Source organism: Chitinophagales bacterium (assembly GCA_017303835.1).
Taxonomy (GTDB): Bacteria; Bacteroidota; Bacteroidia; order Chitinophagales; family Chitinophagaceae; genus JAFLBI01.
On the sequence record JAFLBI010000001.1, the window covers coordinates 1472817 to 1485188 of the forward strand.

Annotated in this window: 10 protein-coding genes; 2 read left to right on the plus strand and 8 right to left on the minus strand. The window is 44.1% G+C overall.

Annotated features, from left to right (window positions below; all coding sequences use genetic code 11):
- The first annotated feature begins 1 nt into the window (after position 1).
- Together J0L83_06800 and J0L83_06805 are read left to right on the plus strand one after the other, a co-directional pair.
- Positions 2–895 (plus strand): ATP-binding cassette domain-containing protein, encoded by an 894-nt coding sequence (locus J0L83_06800; GenBank protein MBN8664259.1) that lies wholly within the window; start codon positions 2–4, stop codon positions 893–895.
- Between the two features lie 5 nt (positions 896–900).
- Positions 901–1716: an ABC transporter permease gene (locus tag J0L83_06805; GenBank protein MBN8664260.1), complete on the plus strand. Its 816-nt coding sequence runs from the start codon at positions 901–903 to the stop codon at positions 1714–1716.
- Here the strand turns inward: J0L83_06805 and J0L83_06810 are convergent, their stop codons facing one another.
- The 8 genes from J0L83_06810 to murD form a co-directional block, all read right to left on the minus strand.
- Positions 1717–2640 carry a TIGR01777 family oxidoreductase gene (locus J0L83_06810; GenBank protein ID MBN8664261.1) on the minus strand — a complete coding sequence of 308 codons (924 nt, stop codon included), beginning with the start codon at positions 2638–2640 and terminating at the stop codon, positions 1717–1719.
- 121 nt (positions 2641–2761) lie between these two features.
- Complete coding sequence (ftsZ, locus tag J0L83_06815) at positions 2762–4690, minus strand: cell division protein FtsZ (GenBank protein ID MBN8664262.1); 1929 nt, start codon at positions 4688–4690, stop codon at positions 2762–2764.
- Between the two features lie 81 nt (positions 4691–4771).
- Positions 4772–6133: a cell division protein FtsA gene (gene ftsA, locus J0L83_06820; GenBank protein MBN8664263.1), complete on the minus strand. Its 1362-nt coding sequence runs from the start codon at positions 6131–6133 to the stop codon at positions 4772–4774.
- Between the two features lie 58 nt (positions 6134–6191).
- Positions 6192–7283 (minus strand): hypothetical protein, encoded by a 1092-nt coding sequence (locus tag J0L83_06825; protein MBN8664264.1) that lies wholly within the window; start codon positions 7281–7283, stop codon positions 6192–6194.
- A 1-nt stretch (position 7284) separates the two neighbouring features.
- Entirely contained in the window at positions 7285–8637 is a 1353-nt protein-coding gene (locus J0L83_06830) for a UDP-N-acetylmuramate--L-alanine ligase (GenBank protein MBN8664265.1), read from the minus strand.
- 1 nt (position 8638) lies between these two features.
- Positions 8639–9730, minus strand: a complete 1092-nt coding sequence (gene murG / locus J0L83_06835; protein MBN8664266.1) for an undecaprenyldiphospho-muramoylpentapeptide beta-N-acetylglucosaminyltransferase — start codon at positions 9728–9730, stop codon at positions 8639–8641.
- A complete protein-coding gene (locus tag J0L83_06840; protein MBN8664267.1) occupies positions 9723–11018 on the minus strand; it encodes an FtsW/RodA/SpoVE family cell cycle protein in 1296 nt (431 codons plus the stop codon). The genes murG and J0L83_06840 overlap by 8 nt, the downstream gene beginning before the upstream one ends.
- An 11-nt stretch (positions 11019–11029) precedes the next feature.
- Entirely contained in the window at positions 11030–12370 is a 1341-nt protein-coding gene (gene murD / locus J0L83_06845; GenBank protein MBN8664268.1) for a UDP-N-acetylmuramoyl-L-alanine--D-glutamate ligase, read from the minus strand.
- Positions 12371–12372: the final 2 nt, after the last annotated feature.

Consider the following 12372-nt stretch of genomic DNA (forward strand, 5'->3'; position numbering starts at 1 on the left):
CATGCAAATACTGCAACTCAACAACATCAGCAAAGCTTATGGCAGAATACAGGCTTTGCAGGATGTATCATTCAACATTCCCAAAGGATGTGTCTTCGGGATTCTTGGCCCCAATGGCAGTGGTAAAACCACGATGCTGGGCATTATCCTTGATGTACTGAAAGCCGATGCCGGTAATTTCCGCTGGTTTGAACAAGCGCCAGACCCACATCAGCGTAAGAAAATTGGCTCATTGCTGGAAACACCCAATTTCTATCACTATCTGTCCGGTACAGATAATCTTAAAATCACCCAACACATCAGTGGCAGAGGTGATGCCGACTCAATTGATGCCGTATTAGAAATCGTAAAGCTCACCCAGCGCAAGAAATCCAAATTCAGTACCTATAGTCTGGGTATGAAACAAAGACTGGCCATCGGTGCTGCGTTGTTGGGTAATCCGGATGTGCTGGTATTGGATGAACCCACAAACGGACTTGACCCAGTAGGTATTGCTGAGATTAGGGCACTAATTAAGGAGTTAGCCAGCAATGGTAAGACTATCATCATGGCTAGTCACCTCTTGGACGAAGTGGAGAAAGTTTGTACACACGTAGCCATTCTGAAAAAAGGAAAGCTATTAGCTGCAGGTCATGTAGATGAAGTGCTGTTGAATGAGGATATCGTTGAAGTAGCTGCATCCGATAAAGCACAGTTAATTGCTGTTGTGCAACAAATGCCCGAGATGACGCACTTTAAAGAGGAAGGTGATAAACTGCAACTATTCTTCCCGCAAGGCAAAGCCGATCTGGAAGCAGTCAACAGATTCTGCCATGAAAAAGGCATTGTCATTAACCTGCTCACCCCTAAGAAGAAAAGTTTGGAAGCTAAATTCTTTGAACTCACCAACAACTAATCATTATGCTGCATATACTCAAAATAGAATGGCTAAAGATCAAAAAGTACCCGGCATTCTGGTGGATGTTTGGCATTGTTGCCCTCACCTATCCTGGCATCAATCTGATCTTTTTCAATGTGTATAACGATATCACCAAACGAAAAGATGTTGCAGGTGCACTGGCCAAACAATTGCTAGGCAATCCATTTGCTTTTCCTGAAACCTGGCACTCAGTTGCGTATTTCTCCTCTTGGTTTGTGATGATTCCATCCATTTTGGTTATCATGGTCATCACCAACGAATACACGTACAAAACACATCGTCAGAATATCATCGATGGCATGAGCCGTCAGGAATTCATGTTAGGCAAGATGATTGATGTAGCCATCATTGCAGGTGTTGCCACCATCATGTGTGCTTTGGTTGCAACAGGATTTGGCATCTATACTTCAAAATATGCCGACAGATGGGCAGAGCAGTTACACTACATTCCTTTATTCTTCCTGCAAACATTCTCTCAGTTATCTGTTGCATTCTTTTTAGGATTCATCATACGTAAAGCTTTTATTGCCTTGGGTGTGCTGATGTTCTACGTAGTAATTGTGGAAAATGCTGCAGTAGCTTATCTGAAATACCAGAAGCTGGATTTCATCGGTAAGTTTTTCCCGCTGGAAATGTCTGATCGTTTATTACCGGTTCCTGCATTCTTAGGAAAGATTGATCAGGAAGCATACGATAAATCACTTAATGCAGTAACTGAACACACAATTTACACCATCATCCTTACCGCATTTATATGGTGGGGATGTATCTATCTCTACAAGAAACGCGATCTCTGATTATTTTGGAAAGAGCTGTTGCAAAGCAGCATCAATATTTGGATACTGGCAGTGAAAACCCGCTGCCAGTATTTTTTTATTGCTGACAGTGGCACTCTTCAACACTTCAATACTCATTTCACCCAATACCAGTTTCAAAACAAAAGCAGGCACGTATACAGGTATAAACCACTGACCTCTGAGTTGTCTTGCCAAAGCCAATGTCATTGCTTTATTGGTTACCGGTTGATTTGCTACCGCATTGTATGCACCATGCATGTTTGTATGCTCAGCCGCATATCGGAACATAGCGCAAAGATCATCAATATGCACCCAGCTGATGACCTGTTGCCCGCTACCAAGGATGGCAGCTACGCCACCCATTAGTGGCTTCTTAAATTCTACTAACGCACCGCCTTGTGTAGCCAGTACAATACCTATGCGCAATTTCACTAAACGAATACCCAATGCTTCCACAGGTGCAATGCTCTCTTCCCACAATCTGCAAGTTTCACCCAGATAAGCATTATCAGCAGGTGCATCTTCTGAAAAACCTTTTTGCAATGAAGCAGCAGTATCAGGTCCATACCAACCAATTGCTGAAGCGCTGATTACTGCCTGCACTTTATTGGGTATTTCCTTTAGCGCTTTCACCAACAAAGCACTACTCTGTGTTCTGCTATCCAGAATCTCCTGCTTACGTGCAGCAGTCCAGCGTTTATCGGCAACACCTGCACCGGCCAGATGTATGATATAATCCACCGACTGAATAGCAGCTGCATCAATGGTTTGTTCAGCCAAATCCCATTGTGCATAACGAAGCTTACCATTTGCAGCTTGTGCTTTACGGGTAAGAATGATCACTTCATGCCCTGCTTCCAGCAATTGCTTACTCAGTCTTGTGCCCACCAGGCCCGTTCCTCCGGAAATCAAATAAGTTGCCATGTTATATTAACAGTCTTGAGTATACAAAGGTTATAAAAAAACCTCCCGTTCTGCAACGGGAGGCTAACAACTAAAATCACCTTTTAAAAAATACACGAAATAGCAAGCAAAAGAATCGAGCTTAATCCGGCTTTTTGCCGTCTAAAAACGTATTGATTGTAGAAATCTGTGTTTGATCATTCTCGTCCTTACTTACTGTGTATTTACTGTAGAAATTCTCTACGGAAGTAAGGGTGCTGCCAAATAATTCCATGTTTCTGCGGATATACGCAGGCACAGCATCAAATTCATTGTTTGGATCAGCAGCATTCATATTGAAGGAGAGATTACGCAGTTTCTGAATACGCTCAGCAGCACGACGCTTCTGCTCTTCTTCATTGTCCAGCGATATGCCATTGTCCATATTCATCTGTTGCATTGCAGGCGCAGGACTTGCTTCTTTCTCTACCAATTGCAATTCTATCTCTGCATCTTCCTGTTGCAAAACAGGCATTGGTGCAGTTGGTTCTTCCACTTTTGGTGTTGCTGGCTGCTGACGAACAGGCTCCTGTTGAGTTTGTTCTGCATAAATCGTAGCTGGCTTACGCAGGAATCCTGTTTCTAATGCAGGTGTTAGTGCAGGAGCAGGTGTGGTCTGCCAAACAGGTTGTTCTTCTCTGATTGGACTTGCAGGAATATGTACAGGTGTTTCTGCTACAGGTGCAGGTATCACCACTTCTTCTGTAATTTCTGTGCTCAGTTCAAAGCGCAACACTTCAGGCTCTTCTTCAACAACTGTATCTATTGCTACCTCTGTTGTTTCTTCCACCAGCTGAGGCATAAGGTCTTCCATTGATTGTACCGGTTCCAATTCTGCTTCTACCGGCATTGGTGTTTCCTGCATAACAGGCTCCAACTCAGGAACAGCCAAGCGTGGCGCAAACGGATCAGCATCTGCCAGCGGCAGTGATTGTTGTGTTGCGGTAGCTGCTGCAGGTGCTTCTGCTACTGGTGCAACGGGCTTATTGGCAGCTTCAATATCCAGCGTCATCACGATCTTCTCTTCACGAGGCTTCACGATGTTACGCTCTTTATCGAATGGATCTTTGTGCTCAAATCCGGTAGCAACAAGAGTGATACCAATCTTTTTATCCAAAGAAGCATCGTGGCCCATACCCATGATTACATCGGCATGTTCACCAGCTTGCATACGCAGGTAATTGCTGATGGTTTCCAGTTCATCCATGGTGCACTCATGTTCACCTTCTGCACTATTGATATTTACCAGAATCCACTTGGCACCGCGGATATCACTATCATTCAGCAAAGGAGAAGTCAATGCTTCTTCAATTGCACGCTGAGCACGATCTTCACCTTCAACAGCAGCACTACCCAGTATAGCTACACCACCATTCTTCATAACAGTGCACACATCTGCGAAGTCAACGATGATATGACCGCGGCTATTGATAATATCGGTGATACACTTGGCTGCAGTAGCCAGTACATTATCGGCTTTACCGAAAGCATCTTTCATCTTCAGGTTGCCATACTGCATACGCAGTTTATCATTACTGATCACCAAAAGCGTATCTACATAAGGCTTTAACTGACGAATACCTTCTTCAGCCTGTGCCATACGGCGCGGACCTTCAAAACCAAATGGTGTTGTTACAATACCAACGGTAAGTATGCCCAGGTCTTTACAGATTTGTGCAATGATAGGTGCACCACCTGTACCTGTACCACCACCCATACCGGCAGTGATAAAAGCCATCTTGGTATTTACTTCCAGAATACGCTTGATTTCTTCGAGCGATTCTTCAGTAGCCATTTTACCTACTTCAGGATTGGCACCTGCACCTAAACCTTGTGTAAGGTGTGGGCCGAGTTGTATTTTGTTAGGAACTTTACTTTGTTCTATCGCCTTGGCATCGGTATTACAGATAATGAAATCAACGCCTTCAATATGTTCTTCAAACATGAAGTTAACAGCGTTGCTTCCGCCACCACCAACGCCTAAGACTTTGATGATGGAAGATTTTGCCTTTGGCAAATCAAAATGAATCATAGTTACGGTTTTGGGTTAGTGCTATTCAAAGGGTTCCGAAGGATAAAGGATCTGATACATTACAACGTTCTATATCCGGGATTATTTTATCACCTGATCTTCTTCTTCCTTGAAGAGATCGATCAGGTTGTCTTTAAACTTATCCCAGAAACGCAGTTTGCGTTCTTTCACACTCACTGTTTCTTCAGCTTGTGCTGCAGCAACAGGCGCTTCCACTGTTAGCGTCTTTGGTACAGACACTTTGGTGAAAGTTTGTGTGAATTGCTTGTGCTTATGCTCATAATCGCTGTAACCCTTCAGAATCAAACCCAGACAGGTTGAATACACAGGCTTACGCAGTTCTTCAATATGATTCGGTGCCAGGTGTTCTGTTGGCAAACCAATTCTTGCATTCAGTCCGGTTGTGTACTCAGTCAACTGAATCAAATGCTTCAACTGAGCACCACCACCAGTTAAGATGATACCACCATTCAAAGCGCGACTGTCTAGACCAACCTGCTTGAGGTGATAGGTTACAAAATCTAGTATCTCACCCATTCTTGCCTGAATGATCTGCGCCAGATTCTTCACGCTGATCTCTTTTGCAGGCATGCCTTTCAAACCTGGAATGGTGATGTATGCATTCGACTTGGCTTCATCGGCCAAAGCGCTACCAAATTGCACTTTCATTGCTTCAGCCTGACTCTTTAATACACCCAGACCAAGGCGAATATCATTGGTGATATTTTCACCACCGAAAGGAATCACCGCAGTATGCTTTAAGATGCCTTCATAGAATACAGCCAGATCAGAAGTACCACCACCAATATCGAGGATGGCCACACCTGCTTCCATATCAATATCACTCATTACTGCACTTGCTGAAGCCAAAGGCTGTAGTACGAGGTCTTTTGTTTGCAGACCACTTCTTTCTACAGCACGATTGATATTGCGGATGGCGTTACGATCGCCGGTAATGATGTGGAAATTAGCACCCACTTTCACGCCGTTATATCCAACGGGATCCTTGATGTATTGGATATTGTCTACATGAAAATCCTGCGGAATCACATCAATAATTTGATCACCTGCAGGAATAAATGTTTTACGCTGATTATCGATCAACTGATCAATCTCCCAACGCTGGATTTCGTTCTCGGGGTCCTGACGTACCATATCGCCACGGGTCTGCAGGCTCTTGATATGATGGCCGGCAATACCCACGTACACTTCCTTAATGTCCAGATCCGGATTGCTTTCGTAGCAGTTCTGCAAAGCCTGTTGAATGGCTTTGATGGTTTGATCAATGTTCAATACTTGTCCGTGCTGAACGCCATTGCTGTTGGCGCGTCCGAAACCAAGGATCTCCAGCTTGCCATATTCGTTCTTGCGACCGGCAATGGCAGCGATCTTTGTGGTTCCAATGTCGAGACCAACAATAATTGGTGACTCGTGCTGATTCATAGTATACGTGTTTTAGTTGTTATCAAAGGGACCGATCCTACCCGTAGCATTCATTCAACTACTGCTTTTGCATCACGGCTTTGGGTACTGGCTTCGTGGGTGGTTTGGACGCAGGCTTCTCTTTTGGAGGCGCTGCTTTATCCTTGGCACCGACTTTGCCATTACTAATAGCGTTTTGTTGGGCAGTTTTATTGTCTTTTACTACAGGAAGTTTTTTGTTTTCTGTTATTTTTTTAGCCGCATTGTTTGCAGCAGGCTTCTCTACTTTCTTTTCTACAGCCGGCTTAGTCTGTACCGTATCTGCAGGTAGCACCAAACTCAGTTGCATCAGTTCATTCAATTGAGCCCGGGCTTGCGCCGAATCCAGTAAGGCCTGTGCTGTTCCACGCTTCACGGCAACAACCTGACCCTTATACTGCACATCCAACTTTTCATAGCGATGGATTCCGTTCTGCAACCAGGCCTGACGATAAAAAGTATAGAGTCTATTCAGTTTGGCATCCAACTCTTCAGCACTACCCAATACTACCCGATGATCACCCACAACAGGAATTAATTCAAACTGCCCTTCTTTGTTGATATCAATCTGAGCCGTTTGTGCACGCCAGAAACTATCGACCATGATGTAATTGCCAATGCTTAAAATACCCTGCAACAGGAGACTATCCGGTTTGGATAATTTTTCCAGATCAGATGGGAAGCCAGTGAACATGGGTACACGTGCAGAGAGCTTATCACTTAAGGGCAAACGAATACCCACACTATCCAGATAAAATGAATTACCCTGCGCTGTAAATACACGGGCAATTGGTTGACGCTCTTCAATACTTACTTCCAGCACACGCTGATTATCGAAGAAAAGCTCCGCATTCTTGATCCATGGGTTTTGCTCCAAAGCTTCTTCAATGCTACGTAGGGCTACCTTGCCCATCACTCTACCCTCAAATACGCCTTGCTCCTTTATCAGCTTCAACACATCCTGTTCATCAATGAACATATGCTCTTCCGCACCGGCTATGCTCACACGTATGTCTTTACAGGTTAATGCCTGCTTGCGTTGCATGGCCGCACCCAATAATACCACCATCCCGATACCACTCAGTATCCAGAAGGTTTGTATTGCGCGCTTTTTAATTAATGGCCAATTCATTTTATTGCAACACTTGTTTTACTGGGTTCACTAATGCATCAATATCACCTGCTCCAGCCATCACCAATAATCCGGGCTGATTCTTTTCTATATAGGTCAGCATCGATTCCTTATCAAGTATCTGCTTACGCGTTAACTGCATTTGATCCAGAATCAAACTACTGGTAACACCCTCCATGGGCAACTCTCTGGCAGGATAGATGGGTAACAGGATTACTTCATCTGCCATATCCAAACTTGCTGCAAATTCCGTGGAGAGATCTTTTGTTCTACTAAACAAATGCGGTTGAAATACAAGTGTGATTTTCTGCTTGTATAAACTGCGCACACCACTAATCAAGGCACGCAATTCTTCCGGATGATGGGCATAGTCATCAATCAGAATATGACGGTCGTCCTTCAGGATATATTCAAAGCGACGCTTCACACCTTTAAAATTTGCCACTGCTGCTTTGATTTGCTCATCAGCAATATGCAAATGCTTGGCAACCGTAATTGCAGCCAGTGCATTTTCAATATTGTGCAAGCCGCCCATCGTGAGCACTACATCGGTTAAAGTCCACCCCTTGCCCTGCACATCAAATGTGTATTCACCATCAAACACACGAATATTCTGTGCATACACATCTGCGCTTGTATCATTCAGATGATAGCTATACGTATGGCTTGCCTTCAAGTCAGCAGCTCTGCTCAATCCGAACTTATAGATCAAACAACCACCGGACTTTACTTTCTGTGTAAACTGTACAAAAGCATCTTCTACTGCTTGAGGTGTACCATATATATCCAGATGATCCGGATCCATGGCTGTGATGACAGCAATATCCGGAGAGAGTTTCAGGAAACTTCTATCGTATTCATCTGCTTCAACAACCACATTGTTCTGATCGCTGCTCCAGAAATTAGTGCCGTAGTTGGCAGCAATACCACCGAGAAAAGCATTACAGCCAAAGCCGGTATCACGCAACAAGTGCGCCGTCATGGTCGTAATGGTTGTTTTACCATGCGTACCACCAATGCAAACATTGAAACTGCTTTCGGTAATCCATTGCAACACATCACTACGCTTAGCTACCACATAGCCATTGTCGCGATAATAATTCAGCTCTGTATGATTAGCTGGGATAGCAGGTGTATACACAACAGCATCAGCTTCTTTCGATAACAAAGCGATATTGTCTTCATAGTGAATATCCATTCCCGCAGCTTCCAACTCTTTTGTAAGCGGCGTAGCTGTTCTATCGTAGCCACGCACTACTACTCCACGTGAATGAAAATAGCGAGCGAGTGCACTCATGCCAATACCGCCGATGCCGATGAAGTAAATATGTTTGATATCGTTCAGCCTGATCATCTTATTTGTTCAAATATTGAAGAATGGTTTTAGCAACAACAGTATCTGCATCTGAAATGGCTAATGGAGCAATGTTCGCCTGCAACGCAGCACACTTGTCGGCATCCTTCACAAGAGCCAATACAGTTGACACCAGTGTTGTTGCTGCGTCTGCATCTTTCACCAATAATGCTGCACCTTGGTTCACCAAATGCATGGCATTCACGGTTTGATGATCTTCCGCAGCGTGCGGAAAGGGCACAAAAATGGCAGGCTTGGCTACCACACAGAGTTCTGCAACCGACATGGCACCTGCTCTGCTGATGACCACATCTGCAGCGGCATATGCTTGCTCCATCTGATTGATGAATGCATCACACCATACATTGTTTCTACCTGCAGCCTTTTCTTTAAACTGTGCAGCTGTTGTTTTGCCTGTTTGCCAGATTAACTGCACACCTGCAGCTTCAATTGCATCCAATCCTGCAGCCAAAGCAGCATTGATACTGCGCGCACCCAAACTACCTCCGATAGCAAGTATGGTTGGTTTACTTGCATCCAAACCAAAAGCGGCAATTGCCGTTTGTTTAGTTGGTCTATTATGTGCAATACTTGCGCGAACCGGATTGCCAGTTACCTGAATTTTTGCTGCAGGAAAGAACTGCTCCATATTGGAAGTGCCCGTGAATACTTTAGTTGCTTTCTTGCCTAATAAAATATTACTCTTTCCTGCGAATGAATTGGATTCGTGAATAAACGTAGGTATACCTTTTTGCTGTGCCAGCTTCAATACGGGGAAAGTAGAATAACCACCCACGCCAATGCAAGCATCTGGTTTAAAAGATTGGAATATTTTTCTTACTTGAAAGAAACTCTTGATGAGTTTGAAAGGCAAACCAATATTACTCAACAATGAAGCACGGTTAAATCCGGCAATATCCAATCCCACAATACGATAACCCGCCTGAGGCACTTTTTCCATTTCCATTTTACCCTTGGCGCCTACAAACAAAATCTCTGTTGCCGGCTCCAACTGCTTCAATGCATTGGCAATAGCTACTGCGGGAAAAATATGTCCGCCTGTTCCACCTCCTGCAATAATGATCTTAGCCATTGTTCACAGGATTTTGAGGTGAAACCATTGCAGGAGCAGGCTCTTTACCTTCCAGCTGTTCTACGTTGCGCGCTACACTCAGTATAATACCAATGGATGCACACATGAATAAGTATGAGCTACCACCCATGCTCACCAGCGGCAGTGTTACACCGGTAACAGGCACCAAGTTTACATTCACCGCCATATTGGCTAATGCTTGAATGATCATGGTGAAGCTTAAACCCAATGCAAGGAATGCACCGAATGCATAAGGACATTTTCTGAAGATGCGGATACAGCGGAATAAAAAGATGATGTATACAATCATGATAAATGCTGCACCCAGCAATCCATATTCTTCAATTATCACCGAGAAAATAAAGTCATTATATGCTTGTGGCAAGTAATTGCGCTGGCGACTATTACCAGGCCCCAACCCCATCACTACACCGCCATTCGCAATGGCAATTTTTGCCTGCTGTACCTGATAAGGCACTTCCGTATCTTTTGCATACATGAAATCCTGTACACGCTTCACCCAAGTACCAAAGCGTCCCACGGATTTCATTTTCTCAGCCGTTTCTAATTTATCTGTTGCCACCTGTTTTTTATCGTAGGTCATCACTGCTACCGAAACAATGAATGCTACTGGTATCAAAGCAAGACCAATCGTCAACAGAATATGACGCAGACTCACTCGACCGATAAACATCAGTAACAATGAAGTAGCACCAGTTAACAATGCGTTGGATAAGTTAGCCGGCATGATGAGGGCACAAATCACAATCACAGGTGTTATTACAGGCAGAAAACCTTTTTTGAAATCCTTGATAGTTTCCTGACGCTTACTCATCTGTCTGGAGATATACATGAACAAGGCCAGCTTTGCGAAATCACTGGTCTGGATTGTCATGTTAATCACCGGCAACTTAATCCATCTGCTACCCTCGTTGATACGCGCTCCAAAGAAGAGGGTATAAATCAATAACGGAATCGAAATCCAGAATAATAAAGCAGCAATCCTAGAAAATATGGTATAGTTGATGCGGTGCAGGAAATAAATCACCATCAAACCCAACATGGTAAAAGATACCTGCTTGAATAAATAGATAGATGTATTCCCGCGATACATTTTATATGCAAGCGATCCTGTAGCACTATATACCACCAGAATAGAAATCAATGACAATAGCAATACAATACCCCAGATGTATTTGTCACCACGGGCGCGACCAATCAGCTCGCGCTGAACGCCACGTGGGCTGGGGATTTCACTAAATAGCTTATCTGCTGTATTGCCTAGCATGCTTTCAAGAATTACAGTTCTTTCACCGCATTTTTAAACTGAGTACCCCTGTCTTCATAATTCTTAAAGAGATCGAAGCTGGCACATGCTGGGCTCAGCAATACTGCATCACCTTTCTCTGCCAGTTTGAAAGCTGCATTCACTGCTTTCTTTGCATTATCTGTCTCTACTATCACCGGCACCACATCCTTGAAAGCTGCAATGATCTTGCTGTTGTCTGTACCCAGACAAACAATGGCTTTTACTTTTTCCTTTGCCAGATCAGTGAGCAATTCATAATCATTACCCTTATCCACACCACCAAGAATCAACACTGTTGGTTTGCTCATGCTTTCCAGCGCATACCATGTGCTGTTAACATTGGTTGCTTTGCTATCGTTTACAAACTCAACGCCACGTACCATGGCCACAAATTCCATTCGGTGTTCCAGTGCATGGAAATTGTTTACCGCTTCGCGGATCTTTTCCTTTCGGATGCCGATGGTAGCTGCAGCAATACCTGCTGCCATGGTATTGTATCCGTTGTGTTTGCCTTTTAACGCAAAGTCATAAATGCTCATGCTTACGCGTTCTTCCTGTACTCTGATCATCATCTTGTCGCCTTTAATGTAGCCGCCGGATTTGATTTCTTGTTTCATAGAGAATGGTAGTGGGTTAGTATGGGTTGTTAGTAGAGACAATTGTTTGGTGATCACTTCATCATCTGCACAGTAGATGAAATAATCGCTGCTGGTCTGGTTCTCGATAACGCGGAACTTGCTGTGCACATAGTTCTCGAACTTATAGTCGTATCTGTCCAGATGATCTTCCGTAATATTCAGCAATACCGCTACATCTGCACGGAAGGTTTTGATATCATCCAATTGGAAAGAACTGATCTCAGCCACATACCATGGCTTGGGATCTTCTGCCACCTGGCCTGCAAAAGAGTAACCGATATTGCCTACGAGTGCGCAATCCAGTCCGCCTGTTTTGCAGATATGATAAATCAAAGAAGTCGTAGTGGTTTTACCATTGCTTCCAGTAATGGCGATGATTTTGCTTTCACCTTTAAAACGATACGCCAGTTCAATCTCACTGATCACAGGAATACCTTTGGCACGAATGGCTTTCACCAATTCATTTTTCTCAGGTATGCCTGGACTCTTCATTACTTCATCAGCATTCAGAATCAGTTCAGCAGTATGCTTACCCTCTTCGAAAGCAATGCCATTGGTTTGCAGCTTGTCGCGATACGCCTGCTTCAGACTGCCGCCATCGCTGAGGAATACATTGTATCCCTGCTGCTTGCCGAGCAGTGCAGCACCTACGCCGCTTTCACCTCCACCTAATATGACAAGTCTGTATGCCAACG